This window comes from Pseudomonas sp. PDM32, assembly GCF_019219225.1.
Lineage (GTDB): Bacteria > Pseudomonadota > Gammaproteobacteria > Pseudomonadales > Pseudomonadaceae > Aquipseudomonas > Aquipseudomonas laurylsulfatiphila.
In genome coordinates this window covers 183,895-197,097 of sequence record NZ_JAHUWE010000005.1, presented here as the reverse complement: position 1 = coordinate 197,097, position 13,203 = coordinate 183,895, and the positions used below count along the sequence as shown (strand labels likewise).

12 protein-coding genes and 2 tRNA genes are annotated in these 13,203 nt (G+C 58.2%); 1 reads left to right on the top strand and 13 read right to left on the bottom strand.

All coding sequences use genetic code 11. The features are described from left to right. Positions 1-14: 14 nt before the first annotated feature. From nusA to rlmE, 10 genes are all read right to left on the bottom strand, one after another. Positions 15-1,496, bottom strand: coding sequence for a transcription termination factor NusA (gene nusA, locus KW846_RS11545; RefSeq protein ID WP_007973112.1), 1,482 nt, complete (start codon positions 1,494-1,496; stop codon positions 15-17). Between the two features lie 59 nt (positions 1,497-1,555). Then, complete coding sequence (rimP, locus tag KW846_RS11540; protein ID WP_007973115.1) at positions 1,556-2,014, bottom strand: ribosome maturation factor RimP; 459 nt, start codon at positions 2,012-2,014, stop codon at positions 1,556-1,558. Positions 2,015-2,152: 138 nt separating this feature from the next. Beyond that, a tRNA-Met gene (locus KW846_RS11535) sits at positions 2,153-2,229 on the bottom strand. Between the two features lie 97 nt (positions 2,230-2,326). Next, positions 2,327-2,412, bottom strand: a tRNA-Leu gene (locus KW846_RS11530). Between the two features lie 22 nt (positions 2,413-2,434). After that, complete coding sequence (gene secG / locus KW846_RS11525; RefSeq protein WP_017336473.1) at positions 2,435-2,818, bottom strand: preprotein translocase subunit SecG; 384 nt, start codon at positions 2,816-2,818, stop codon at positions 2,435-2,437. Positions 2,819-2,822: 4 nt separating this feature from the next. Then, entirely contained in the window at positions 2,823-3,578 is a 756-nt protein-coding gene (tpiA, locus tag KW846_RS11520) for a triose-phosphate isomerase (protein WP_095965943.1), read from the bottom strand. A 66-nt stretch (positions 3,579-3,644) separates the two neighbouring features. Beyond that, a complete protein-coding gene (gene glmM / locus KW846_RS11515; protein ID WP_218482318.1) occupies positions 3,645-4,982 on the bottom strand; it encodes a phosphoglucosamine mutase in 1,338 nt (445 codons plus the stop codon). Between the two features lie 16 nt (positions 4,983-4,998). Next, entirely contained in the window at positions 4,999-5,850 is an 852-nt protein-coding gene (gene folP, locus KW846_RS11510; protein WP_218482317.1) for a dihydropteroate synthase, read from the bottom strand. Between the two features lie 8 nt (positions 5,851-5,858). After that, complete coding sequence (gene ftsH / locus KW846_RS11505) at positions 5,859-7,769, bottom strand: ATP-dependent zinc metalloprotease FtsH (protein WP_033047686.1); 1,911 nt, start codon at positions 7,767-7,769, stop codon at positions 5,859-5,861. A 199-nt stretch (positions 7,770-7,968) separates the two neighbouring features. Beyond that, positions 7,969-8,601, bottom strand: coding sequence for a 23S rRNA (uridine(2552)-2'-O)-methyltransferase RlmE (rlmE, locus tag KW846_RS11500; RefSeq protein WP_007988685.1), 633 nt, complete (start codon positions 8,599-8,601; stop codon positions 7,969-7,971). Positions 8,602-8,706: 105 nt separating this feature from the next. Between rlmE and KW846_RS11495 the strand changes: the two genes are divergently transcribed. Beyond that, positions 8,707-9,015, top strand: coding sequence for a YhbY family RNA-binding protein (locus tag KW846_RS11495; protein WP_007942889.1), 309 nt, complete (start codon positions 8,707-8,709; stop codon positions 9,013-9,015). 9 nt (positions 9,016-9,024) lie between these two features. Here KW846_RS11495 and KW846_RS11490 read toward each other — a convergent pair whose 3' ends face one another. From KW846_RS11490 to carB, 3 genes are read right to left on the bottom strand one after another with little or no spacing between them, the layout of a single operon-like run. Further along, positions 9,025-9,429 carry an MFS transporter gene (locus KW846_RS11490; RefSeq protein ID WP_218482507.1) on the bottom strand — a complete coding sequence of 135 codons (405 nt, stop codon included), beginning with the start codon at positions 9,427-9,429 and terminating at the stop codon, positions 9,025-9,027. A gap of 28 nt (positions 9,430-9,457) precedes the next feature. Next, the gene (greA, locus tag KW846_RS11485) at positions 9,458-9,934 is read right to left on the bottom strand and encodes a transcription elongation factor GreA (protein WP_093230733.1); all 477 of its coding nucleotides are present in this window, start codon (positions 9,932-9,934) and stop codon (positions 9,458-9,460) included. A gap of 2 nt (positions 9,935-9,936) precedes the next feature. Continuing rightward, positions 9,937-13,158, bottom strand: a complete 3,222-nt coding sequence (carB, locus tag KW846_RS11480; RefSeq protein WP_218482316.1) for a carbamoyl-phosphate synthase large subunit — start codon at positions 13,156-13,158, stop codon at positions 9,937-9,939. Between the last annotated feature and the right edge of the window lie 45 nt (positions 13,159-13,203).

The following is a 13,203-nucleotide window of genomic DNA, read 5'->3' as shown; positions in this document are numbered from 1 at the left end:
CAGGCCGCGCCTAATTACTCGAACCAGTGGGCTCGGGCGGCCATGATCAACTTGCCGGCACGATCATCGTCAATGCCGTCGATGTCGAGCAGGTCGTCAATAGACTGCTCGGCCAGGTCTTCGCGGGTAACTACGCCGCGCACCGCCAGTTCCATCGCCAAATCCTTGTCCATACCCTCAAGCGAGAGCAGGTCTTCGGCCGGATGGGCGTCTGCCAGCTTTTCCTCAGTAGCGATGGCTTTGGTCAACAAGCGATCCTTGGCACGAGCGCGAAGCTCGTTGACGATTTCCTCGTCAAAGCCGTCGATGTTGAGCATTTCTTCCAGCGGTACGTAGGCAATCTCTTCCAGGCTGGTGAAGCCTTCATCTACCAGCACCTGAGCCAGTTCTTCGTCGACTTCCAGCTCGTCGATGAAGTTGCGCAGGATGTCGCCGGTTTCTGCTTGCTGCTTAGCCTGGATGTCCGATTCGGTCATCACGTTCAGGGTCCAGCCAGTCAACTGGCTGGCCAGACGCACGTTCTGACCACCGCGACCAATGGCCTGAGCCAGATTGTCTGCGCCAACGGCGATGTCCATTGCGTGGGCATCTTCGTCAACGATAATTGCCGCAACCTCGGCCGGGGACATGGCGTTGATCACGAACTGAGCCGGGTTGTCGTCCCACAGAACGATGTCAACACGCTCACCGCCCAACTCACCCGACACTGCCTGGACGCGCGAACCGCGCATACCGATGCAAGCGCCTTGCGGGTCGATGCGTTTGTCCTTGGAGCGGACGGCGATCTTGGCGCGGGATCCCGGATCACGGGACGCAGCCATCACTTCGATCAGGCCTTCGGCAATTTCCGGCACTTCGATGCGGAACAACTCGATCAGCATTTCCGGCGCGGTACGCGACAGGATCAGCTGCGGGCCGCGGTTCTCGGTGCGGATTTCCTTGAGCAGCGCACGCAGACGCACGCCAACCCGGAAAGTTTCGCGAGAAATGATGTCTTCACGGGCCAGCAACGCTTCAGCGTTGTTGCCCAGATCAACGATCACGTTGTCGCGGGTGACTTTTTTCACGGTGCCGGAGATGATTTCACCCAGGCGTTCGCGATAAGCGTCAACAACCTGAGCGCGCTCGGCTTCGCGAACTTTCTGCACGATGACTTGCTTGGCAGTCTGTGCAGCAATGCGGCCGAATTCGATCGACTCGATTTTCTCTTCGACAACGTCACCGACCTTGGCGCCAGGGTGCGTTTCAGCAACCTTGCTCGGCCAGGTTTCGATGGCCGGATCGTCCAGGTCTGCCTCTTCGACGACCGTCCAGCGACGGAAAGTCTCGTAGGCACCCGTGTGGCGGTTGATTTCCACACGCAGATCAACTTCGTCTTCGAAACGCTTTTTGGTCGCAGTGGCCAGGGCCAGCTCCAGCGCTTCAAAAATCACGTTTGCCGGTACACCCTTTTCGTTGGATACCGACTCAACAACCAGCAGTACTTCTTTGCTCATCGTACGCCTCGCCTTTCGCAAGCCATTGGATCCGCGGGATCCGCAGTATCTGGCACGCCTCAGTCAAAACTGGGAATAATGTTGGCCTTGTCGATCATATCGATCGGCAACAGGAACTCATGGTCTTCTACCTGCACCACGACATCCTGCTCTTCTACGCCGCGCAGAAGGCCCTGAAAGTTGCGTCGTCCTTCAAAAGGCGAGCGCAGCTTGATCTTCACTTGTTCACCGGCAAATTTTGCAAACTGCTCAAGAGTGAACAGAGGGCGTTCCATGCCAGGCGAGGAAACTTCAAGGGTGTATTCAACGGAGATCGGATCTTCAACATCCAGCACACCGCTGATCTGACGGCTGACGATGGCACAATCGTCCACCAGCACGCCGCCTTCTTTATCGATATAAACGCGCAACATCGAGTGACGACCCTGAGCCGAAAACTCGATACCCCAGCATTCATAGCCTAGGGCCACGACCACCGGGGCCAGCAAGGCCTGCAACTCTTCTAGCTTGCTCGACACCTGAACCCCCTAGTGCATGTATGTGCATGCTATGCAAAATAAAAAAATGGGCGAAACGCCCATCCTTGAAACGCCGTCGAACAGCGGCGTAGAAAGTGTCCAGCTAACAAAAAGCCCCTTAAAAGGGGCTCCTTAAACTGGTTGCGGGGGCCGGATTTGAACCGACGACCTTCGGGTTATGAGCCCGACGAGCTACCAGACTGCTCCACCCCGCGACAAAGCTGGGGCGGAAGTATACGACCGATCCCCTACAGGGTCAATGTAACCTTCCACCTGCAAGAAAGCCCGCAACAGCGGGCTCTCCTGACTAATTGGTACCGAGAAGGGGACTCGAACCCCTACACCCTATGGGCACAACCACCTCAAGGTTGCGTGTCTACCAATTCCACCACCTCGGCAATACTACGTTTGAAACCCTTCTTACTTCTGCTCTTGAGCTGGAGGTACGTCAGTCGCTGGAGTAGCCGACTTTTGCTCTTGAAGCACCGGGACATCATCAGAAGCCGGTTGTTGCTTTGGAACTTCCAGAACCGCTGGATTTGGGAGACCTACTTGAGTCAGCTGGTGAGCCTTCTCTTTAGCAAAGTAACCTAACCCCAAGCTGGTTATGAAGAAACCTGCGGCAAGTATAGCAGTAAACTTACTAAGAAAGGTAGAGGAACCTTGGCTTCCGAACACAGTATTTGAAGCACCTGCTCCGAAAGACGCGCCAGCGTCCGCACCTTTACCCTGCTGCAGCAAAACCAGAGCTACTACGCCCAATGCACCCAGCAGATGAAAAACGACTACGACTGTTTCCAGCATTTTTTCAGTTTCCCGCGGCGCGACAAATCGCACCGAACTCATCTGCATTCAGGGAAGCCCCACCAATGAGGCCCCCATCGATATCCGGCATGCCGAACAGTTCGACCGCATTGGCCGCCTTCACGCTGCCGCCGTATAGAAGCCGCACACCTTGTGCGACTTCAGAATTCTCTGCCGCCAACTGGGCGCGAATGGCTGCGTGCACATCCTGCGCTTGTTGCGGCGTTGCAGTCAGCCCGGTGCCAATGGCCCAGACCGGCTCGTAAGCGATCACTGCCTTGGCAAAGGCACCGACACCCAACTCCTCAATGATACTGCCCAGCTGACGCGAGACAACCTCAAGAGTCTTTCCGGCTTCACGCTGCTCAAGGGTTTCCCCTATGCACAACACCGGAATCAAGCCACATGCCTGTGCCGCTGCGAACTTGCGGATCAGCATTCCGTCCTGCTCGCCCATGATCTGGCGGCGTTCGGAGTGCCCGACAAGCACCAGGGAACAACCTGCATCCACCAACTGACTCGGTGCAACTTCACCGGTCAACGCACCTTGCCCGGACTCCACCGCAGAATTCTGCGCGCCGACCGAAATCGACTTTCCTTTCAAGCCATCAATCACTTGATTGATATGCAGGAAAGGCGGGAATACCGCGACATCAACACCGCTCGGCAAGGCCAAGTCACGAAGGCCGTTGATCAGCTCAGCGACGCTGGCGCGGGTACCGTGCATCTTCCAGTTACCAGCTACCATAGGGCGACGCATGCTGTACCTCGTCGGTCAAAGTGGGCGCAGATGTTACCCAACACAATCAAGGCTGGCAAGCCGAATTCAGGCAGAAACTTCAGTAACCAGTTTTGCCAGCTCTTCGGCGTAGCCGCGAACCAGGGTTTCGTCTTCACCTTCGACCATCACACGCACCAGCGGCTCGGTTCCGGACTTGCGCAACAGCACACGCCCCCGACCTGCCATGGCCTTGGTCACACGTTCGCTGGCTTCCTTGACCGATGGATGATCGAGAGGGCTTGCGCCGCCGCCGAAACGCACATTGATCAACACCTGAGGGCACTTGCGCAGCGCCTGCCGGGATTGCGCCAGACCTTCGTCACGTCTGCTCAGCGCCATCAACACCTGCAGCGCCGCAATAATTGCATCACCCGTAGTGGTGTGGCTGAAGCACACGATGTGCCCGGAATTTTCACCACCCACGATCCAGTTGCGCTCCAGTAGCTCGGCAATGACGTAGCGGTCACCGACATTGGCACGCACGAATGGAATACCCAGATCAGCCAGGGCCAGCTCCAGCCCCAGGTTACTCATCAAGGTTCCGACCACGCCGCCCTGCAGCTTGTTGCGCTCATGCAGGTCACGGGCAATGATGAACAGCAACTCGTCGCCATCGACCACCGCACCCGTGTGGTCGACCATCTGAACGCGATCGCCGTCACCATCGAAGGCGATACCCAGATCGGCATGCTCAGCCACGACGGCAGCCTGCAGCGGACCCATGTGGGTCGAACCGCAATTGTCGTTGATGTTCAACCCGTTCGGCTGCGCCGACAGTACGACGACTTCCGCGCCCAGCTCACGGAACACACTCGGTGCCACTTTATAAGTTGCACCATGAGCGCAGTCGATCACGACCTTCAGGCCAGTGAAGCTGGTGCCGGTGGGCACGCTGCTCTTGCAGAATTCGATGTAGCGTCCCGATGCGTCATTGATTCGCGACACCTTGCCGATCTTGCTCGACTCCACCACGGTCATTGGCGTATCGAGCAATTCTTCGATCATCAGCTCAACCTCATCCGGAAGCTTGGTGCCTTTGCCGGAGAAGAACTTGATGCCATTGTCATCATGCGGATTGTGCGACGCACTGATCACGATGCCGGCCTCGGCATGAAAGGTGCGCGTCAGGTAGGCAATCGCCGGGGTCGGCATTGGACCCAGGAGCATCACATCGGCACCCGCGGAAGTAAGCCCCGCCTCAAGTGCAGACTCGAACATGTAGCCGGAGATCCGGGTGTCCTTGCCTACCAATACCTTGCAGGCGCCCATCTTGCGGAACGCCATGCCGGCAGCCCAGCCGAGCTTGAGCATGAAATCAGGAGTAATCGGGTACTCACCGACACGCCCACGAATACCATCGGTGCCAAAATATTTTTTGCTCATAAGTGCTCCATCATTCTTATTCGGCTGATTCCACTGCGGCGATCATCCGCACCACATCCACTGTTTCGGCTACATCATGGACGCGCAATATACGCGCACCTTTCGCCGAAGCCAGCGCCGCGAGTGCCAAACCGCCATACAGCCGGTCTCCCACCGGACGATTCAATGCCTGGCCAATCATGCTCTTTCGCGAAACCCCGACCAACAGGGGGCGCCCCAGGGCATGCAGAGCCTCCATATGTTTGAACAAGCTCAGATTGTGCTGCAAGGTCTTGGCGAAGCCAAAGCCGGGGTCAAGAATGATCCGCTCCGCTGGAATGCCCACCGACGAACACTGAACCATGCGCTCGGCGAGAAACTCACCGACCTCCCTTGTAACGTTCTGATACTGCGGATTGTCCTGCATATCGCCTGGCTCGCCCAGCATATGCATCAGGCAAACCGGCAGACCGGTGGCCGCCGCGGCATCCAGCGCGCCATCGCGACGCAACGAACGTACGTCATTGATCAACCCGGCACCCAAACGCGCAGTTTCACGCATGACGGCTGGCGTTGAGGTGTCGACCGAAATGATGACGTCCAGCTCGCGAGCAATGCGCTCGACAATCGGCGCTACTCGCTCCAGCTCTTCCAGCGGCGACACCACCCTGGCACCGGGACGGGTGGACTCGCCACCAACATCGATCAGCGTCGCGCCGGCCGCCACCATGGCTTCGGCGTGGCGTATGGCCGCGCCGAGCTGGCTGTATTGGCCACCATCGGAGAACGAATCTGGAGTGACATTGAGGATACCCATGACATGCGTCTGGGCCAAATCAAGAACCCGGTTGCCGCAAGGCAACCGGGTCGAGGACTGAACAGAAGTCATTTCAAACCTTATACGTCAGCAGCAGGACCGCCGATCGGTGTTTCCGGACGCTCATCCTGTACCACCGGCGGGGTGCCGGAAGTACCCGTGCCACCCGACCAGTCGCGCGGCTCGCGAGGCGTACGACCCGCCATGATGTCGTCGATCTGCTCGGCATCGATGGTTTCGTACTTCATCAAGGCATCAGCCATGGCATCGAGCTTGTCACGGTTGTCGGTGAGAATCTGCTTCGCCGTGCCGTAGCACTGATCGATGATGCTACGCACTTCGGAGTCGATCAGCTTGGCTGTCTCGCCGGAGAAGCTTGCATTTTGACCGCCACCGCCGCGACCGAGGAACACTTCACCCTCTTCTTCGGCATACATCAACGGACCGAGCTTTTCCGAAAGCCCCCACTTGGTCACCATGTTCCGCGCAATCTGGCTGGCACGCATGATGTCGTTGGAAGCACCGGTGGTCACGCCATCGAAGCCCAGGGTCATTTCTTCAGCGATACGACCGCCATACAACGAGCAGATCTGACTGATCAATGCACGCTTGGACAGGCTGTAGCGATCCTCTTCCGGCAGGAACATGGTCACACCCAAAGCACGACCGCGCGGGATGATCGACACCTTGTACACCGGATCATGCTCAGGCACGACGCGACCCACAATGGCGTGGCCCGCTTCGTGATAAGCCGTGTTCTGCTTTTCTTTCTCGGACATGACCATGGACTTGCGCTCGGCGCCCATCATGATCTTGTCTTTCGCCAGTTCGAATTCTTTCATTTCGACGATGCGCTTGCCGGCACGGGCAGCGAACAGCGACGCCTCGTTCACCAGGTTGGCCAGATCGGCACCGGAGAAGCCCGGGGTACCACGAGCGATCACGGCCGGAGCAACGTCGTCACCCATTGGCACTTTGCGCATGTGAACCTTGAGAATCTGTTCGCGGCCACGAATGTCCGGCAGACCGACCACAACCTGACGGTCGAAACGGCCTGGACGCAGCAACGCAGGGTCCAGCACATCAGGACGGTTGGTCGCGGCAATCACGATGATGCCGTCATTCATTTCGAAGCCGTCCATCTCGACCAGCAACTGGTTGAGCGTCTGCTCGCGTTCGTCGTGACCACCACCCATACCAGCGCCACGATGGCGACCGACCGCATCGATTTCGTCGATGAAGATGATGCATGGAGCGTGTTTCTTGGCCTGTTCGAACATGTCGCGAACACGGCTGGCACCCACACCGACGAACATCTCGACGAAGTCGGAACCGGAAATGGTGAAGAAAGGTACTTTGGCTTCGCCGGCGATAGCCTTGGCCAGCAGGGTTTTACCGGTACCCGGAGGACCGACCATCAGCACACCGCGAGGAATGCGGCCACCCAGGCGCTGGAACTTGCCCGGATCGCGCAGGAATTCGACCAGCTCGCCGACCTCTTCCTTGGCTTCATCGCAACCGGCAACGTCAGCCAGGGTAGTTTTCACCTGATCCTCAGAAAGCAGGCGCGCCTTGCTCTTGCCAAAGCTCATCGGCCCGCCCTTGCCACCGGCACCGCCCTGCATCTGCCGCATGAAGAACATGAACACGGCGATGATCACCAGGATCGGGAAGCTCGCGACCAGGAGTTGGGTCCAGATGCTTTGCTGCTCAGGCTGCTTGCCTTCGACCACGACGTGGTTGTCCACCAGGTCGCCGATCAGGCCGTTGTCCTGGATCGCCGGGCGAATGGTCTTGAAGCTGTCGCCATCGTTGCGCTTGCCGGTAATCACGTAGCCATCAACCGCCACGCGCTCGACCTTGCCATCCTTGACCTGCTGGATGAAGTCGGAATAGTTGAGGGTCTGCGGCTCGTTAGGGCTGGAGAAGTTGTTCATCACCGTCACCAGGACAGCCGCGATGATCAACCACAGGATCAGATTCTTTGCCATATCGTTCAATTAACTACCCTCTGAAGCAAGCTCCGCTACTGGCGCGCGCTTCGCATGATATTCACCGGCCTAACTTACTACATTACCTACAACTTGGCAGGCGCCGTCTGTAACCCTTTGTGAAACACTTCCTACACAATATTCGCTAATTCTGACAAGGCGTAATACAAAAATCCTATCACCCCGATCGAAAATTCACTCATTCCTCACTGCGACCGCGGAAACCGCGGCCCAGTAGGTACTGCTCGCGAGAACGGTCGCGCGACGAGGTCGGCTTGCGCATCTGCACCTTCTCGAACTGTTGGCGAACGCTCTTGTGGAACTCGTCGAAACCTTCGCCCTGGAAAATCTTGATCAAAAAATCACCACCGGGCTTGAGCACCCGCGTCGACAGATCCAGTGCCAATTCGCACAGGAACATCGCGCGCGGCATATCAACGGCCGGTAATCCACTCATATTGGGGGCCATGTCGGAAATCACAAGGTCTACTTCTTTATTTCCGACGGCGTCGAGGATCTGGGCCAGCACGGCATCCTCGGTAAAGTCGCCTTGAATAAAGGTGACGTCGGGGATGCTGTCCATTTCAAGAATGTCAGAAGCGATCAGTGTGCCCTGCCCGCCAATCAGACGACTGGTCACCTGCGACCAGCCACCCGGAGCCGCACCCAGGTCGATTACGCTCATGCCAGGGCGGATCAAACGGTCCTTTTCCTGGATCTCCAGCAGCTTGTAGCTGGCGCGGGAACGGTACCCGTCTTTCTGTGCCATTTTGACGAATGGGTCGTTGAAATGTTCTTGCAGCCACTTAAGGCTTGTCTTGGAACGGGCCACGGGATACCTCGGAATTAAAACGGGTCGTGATTAACTGGGCGGTCCCGGACTCGCTCGGGTAAACTGGCCGCCGCTTTTTACAAGATCAGACGCAGGGGTCAGATTATGCCGCTCACTCAAGAGCAGAAGAAACAGTACAAATCCATTGGCCACCATCTGAAACCGGTTTTGATTGTGGCAGACAATGGTTTGACTGAAGGTGTGTTAGCCGAACTCGAACGCGCTTTGGCGGATCACGAGCTGATCAAGATCAAGCTCAACATCCTCGATCGCGAATCGCGCCTGGCGTCCATTGCAGAGCTCTGCAAGGTCGGCAAAGCGGATCTGGTTCAGGTCATTGGCAAGATGGCGCTGATCTACCGCAAGAACTTCAGCGTCAACAAGCAGCTGTCGAACGTCCATCGCTTCAAGTGATGGCAAGGGTCAAGGGTGTGCTTCGCGCACCCTGCCACTCCATCCCGGCAGCGGCTGTAACACCAGCACCAGCCCGGAAAAGCCCAGAACAAGATAGCTGAACGCCTGCCAACGCAGCGCATCCGGCCAACCGAAGCGCACCACGAAGTACATCGCGCACGCATACAGTGCCATCAACAGCAGTTGCCCGCGTATATCCCGCCATAGACTGGCAAGGCCCTCGGCCTTAATCAGCACCAAAGCCTGAAAAATCAAACACGCCGTAGCAAATCCCACTACCAGCGTATTGAGCGTATCTGCAATTTCGTCGATCAGCAGCGGCGCCAGACCAATTCGGCCCAGCACCGGCAACAGACCCACTTGTAACAGCCACAAGCCACCGACCCACAACATCTGGGTCAGTTGCCAAAGCATGGCGCCCGCACGAAACGGACGCCGGCCTTCAGATGTGGCGAACTTCGACAATCTCGTACTCGATAACACCGCCAGGCGTTTTCACAGCGACCACATCACCTTCTTCCTTGGCAATCAAGGCGCGAGCGATCGGCGAACCGACGGAAATCTTGCCGAGCTTGATGTCAGCCTCGTCCTCACCGACGATCTGGTAAGTCACGCTTTCATCGGTTTCGACGTTGGCGATTTCGACGGTGGTGCCGAAAATCACCTTGCCGGTGTGAGGAATGGTCGTCACATCGATGATCACCGCGTTCTGCATGCGGCCTTCGATGTCACGGATCCGCGCCTCGACCATACCCTGCTGCTCGCGGGCAGCGTGGTATTCGGCGTTTTCCTTCAAGTCACCCAACTCGCGGGCCGTACCGATGTCCTGGCTGAGCTTCGGACGAACGACCTTGGTCAGGTGAGTGTGCTCTTCTTCCAGGGCGCGAGCGCCCTGAACGGTCATTGGGTACTTCGTTATGCTCATGCCTTCAATCCTGCGTGTAGATCCTGCAAGCGGCGCACGGTCTTCTCGGGACCGAACTTCAGCGCTTCGCAGATGGCTTCGCCAGCAGCAATGGTGGTGGTGCAGTAAATCTTGTGCTGCAGGGCATTACGACGAATGGAGTACGAATCAGCGATCGACTGACGACCTTCGGTGGTGTTGATGATCAGCGTGACTTCGTCATTCTTGATCATGTCGACCACGTGCGGACGACCCTCGGTCACCTTGTTCACACGGCGCACTTTCAGGCCTGCAGCCTCGATCAGCTTGGCAGTCCCGGCAGTGGCAACCACTTCGAAGCCCAAGTTGATCAGATCACGGGCCACGCCCGCAACCAGTGGCTTGTCGTCGTCGCGTACGCTGATGAACGCAGTACCGCCGGTCGGCAATACTTCGCTGGCACCCATCTGGGCTTTGGCGAACGCTTCACCGAAGGTGTCGCCCACGCCCATCACTTCACCGGTCGACTTCATCTCTGGGCCGAGGATCGGGTCAACGCCAGGGAATTTGGCGAACGGGAACACCGCCTCTTTCACGCTGTAGAAGTTCGGGATGATTTCCTTGGTGAAACCCAGTTCTTTCAGGGTTTTACCGGCCATCACGCGTGCTGCGATCATCGCCAGGGAAACACCGATGCACTTGGACACGAACGGTACGGTACGGGAAGCACGCGGGTTGACCTCGATGACGTAGATGTCTTCGCCTTGCAGCGCCAACTGCACGTTCATCAGGCCGACCACGCCCAGTTCCAGGGCCATTTTCTTGACCTGTTCGCGCATCTCGTCCTGGATGTGCGCCGGCAGCGAGTACGGCGGCAGCGAGCACGCGGAGTCACCGGAGTGAACACCGGCCTGCTCGATGTGCTGCATGATCGCGCCGATTACGACGTCTTTGCCGTCGCAAACCGCATCCACGTCCATCTCGATGGCGCAGTTGAGGAAGTGGTCCAGCAGCACCGGACTGTCGTTGGACACTTGAACCGCTTCACGCAGATAGCGCTTGAGTTCTTCTTCCTCGTAGACGATTTCCATCGCTCGGCCGCCCAGTACGTAGGACGGGCGCACAACCAGCGGGTAACCGATCTTGGTCGCGGCACGAATGGCTTCGTCTTCGCTGCGCACGGTGGCGTTTGGCGGCTGACGCAGGTTCAGGCGCTGGACCATTTGCTGGAAACGCTCACGGTCTTCGGCACGGTCGATGGCATCCGGGCTGGTGCCGATGATCGGCACGCCGGCAGCTTCCAGGGCGCGGGCCAGTTTCAGCGGGGTCTGGCCGCCGTACTGGACGATCACGCCTTTCGGCTTCTCGACGCGAACGATTTCCAGCACGTCTTCCAGTGTCACTGGCTCGAAGTACAGGCGATCGGAAGTGTCGTAGTCGGTGGAAACGGTTTCCGGGTTGCAGTTGACCATGATGGTCTCGTAACCGTCATCGCGCAGGGCCAGTGCCGCGTGTACGCAGCAGTAGTCGAACTCGATGCCCTGACCGATACGGTTCGGACCGCCGCCCAGGATCATGATCTTGTCGCGACCTGATGGCGCCGCTTCGCACTCTTCTTCATACGTCGAGTACAGGTAAGCGGTGTCGGTGGCGAACTCGGCCGCGCAGGTGTCGACGCGCTTGTAGACCGGGAAGATTTCCAGCTTGTGACGGTGAGCACGCAGGGCCTTCTCGGTCACACCCAGCAGCTTGGCCAGACGCATGTCGGAGAAGCCTTTGCGCTTGAGACGGAACATCAGGTCACGGTCGATGCTGGTCAGACCCAGGGTCTTGACCTTCTCTTCGTCCTTGATCAGGTCTTCCATCTGCACCAGGAACCATGGATCGATCATGGTCATGCCGAAGATGTCTTCAACACTCATGCCGGCGCGCATGGCGTCCGCCACGTACCAGATACGCTCGGCGCCCGGCACGGTCAGCTCGCGCTTGAGCACGCTCATGCTTTCCGGGTTACTCAGGTCAACCTTCTCGTCCAGGCCGCAAACACCGACTTCCAGGCCGCGCAGGGCTTTCTGCAGGGATTCCTGGAAAGTACGGCCGATGGCCATGACTTCACCGACCGACTTCATTTGCGTGGTCAGGCGCGCGTCAGCCTTGGAGAACTTTTCGAAGGCGAAACGTGGCAGCTTGGTCACGACGTAGTCGATGGACGGTTCGAAGGACGCCGGGGTCTTGCCGCCGGTGATGTCGTTCGACAGTTCGTCGAGGGTGTAGCCCACAGCCAGCTTGGCCGCGACCTTGGCGATCGGGAAGCCGGTGGCTTTCGAAGCCAGCGCCGAGGAGCGGGATACGCGCGGGTTCATCTCGATCACGACCATGCGGCCGGTGTTCGGGCAGATACCGAACTGAACGTTGGAACCACCGGTTTCCACGCCGATCTCGCGCAGCACCGCCAGGGAGGCGTTACGCAGGATCTGGTATTCCTTGTCGGTCAGGGTCTGTGCCGGAGCCACGGTGATCGAGTCACCGGTGTGCACGCCCATCGGGTCGAAGTTTTCGATGGAGCAGACGATGATGCAGTTGTCCTTCTTATCGCGGACAACCTCCATCTCGTACTCTTTCCAGCCGATCAGCGATTCGTCGATCAGCAGCTCTTTGGTCGGCGACAGGTCCAGACCACGGGCGCAGATCTCTTCGAACTCTTCACGGTTGTAAGCGATACCGCCACCGGTGCCGCCCATGGTGAAGGACGGACGGATGATGCACGGGAAACCAAGCTTCTCGAGGACCGCGTTGGCCTCTTCCATGCTGTGGGCGATACCGGAACGCGGGCACGCCAGGCCGATGGATTTCATCGCCTTGTCGAAACGCGAACGGTCTTCAGCCTTGTCGATGGTATCGGCGTTGGCACCGATCATCTCTACGCCGAACTTCTCCAGAACGCCTTCGCGCTCCAGGTCCAGGGCACAGTTCAGGGCGGTCTGGCCACCCATGGTCGGCAGCAGCGCATCCGGACGCTCTTTCTCGATGATCTTGGCAACGGTCTGCCACTTGATCGGCTCGATGTAGGTGGCGTCGGCCATGGCCGGGTCGGTCATGATGGTGGCCGGGTTGGAGTTCACCAGGATGACGCGGTAACCCTCCTCGCGCAGGGCTTTACAGGCCTGGGCGCCGGAGTAGTCGAATTCGCAGGCCTGGCCGATCACGATCGGGCCAGCGCCGAGAATCAGGATGCTTTTAATGTCTGTACGTTTTGGCATGGGTTTGTCACTCAAATCCGCAGGTCAGTCGGCAAGCCGTCTTGT

Excerpts from the sequence above, each read along its gene's own strand:
- nusA (WP_007973112.1), bottom strand. The coding sequence starts at position 1,496 with ATGAGCAAAGAAGTACTGCTGGTTGTTGAGTCGGTATCCAACGAAAAG.
- secG (WP_017336473.1), bottom strand. The coding sequence starts at position 2,818 with ATGCTGGAAACAGTCGTAGTCGTTTTTCATCTGCTGGGTGCATTGGGC.
- tpiA (WP_095965943.1), bottom strand. The coding sequence starts at position 3,578 with ATGCGTCGCCCTATGGTAGCTGGTAACTGGAAGATGCACGGTACCCGC.
- glmM (WP_218482318.1), bottom strand. The coding sequence starts at position 4,982 with ATGAGCAAAAAATATTTTGGCACCGATGGTATTCGTGGGCGTGTCGGT.
- folP (WP_218482317.1), bottom strand. The coding sequence starts at position 5,850 with ATGACTTCTGTTCAGTCCTCGACCCGGTTGCCTTGCGGCAACCGGGTT.
- ftsH (WP_033047686.1), bottom strand. The coding sequence starts at position 7,769 with ATGGCAAAGAATCTGATCCTGTGGTTGATCATCGCGGCTGTCCTGGTG.
- KW846_RS11495 (WP_007942889.1), top strand. The coding sequence starts at position 8,707 with ATGCCGCTCACTCAAGAGCAGAAGAAACAGTACAAATCCATTGGCCAC.
- KW846_RS11490 (WP_218482507.1), bottom strand. The coding sequence starts at position 9,429 with ATGCTTTGGCAACTGACCCAGATGTTGTGGGTCGGTGGCTTGTGGCTG.
- carB (WP_218482316.1), bottom strand. The coding sequence starts at position 13,158 with ATGCCAAAACGTACAGACATTAAAAGCATCCTGATTCTCGGCGCTGGC.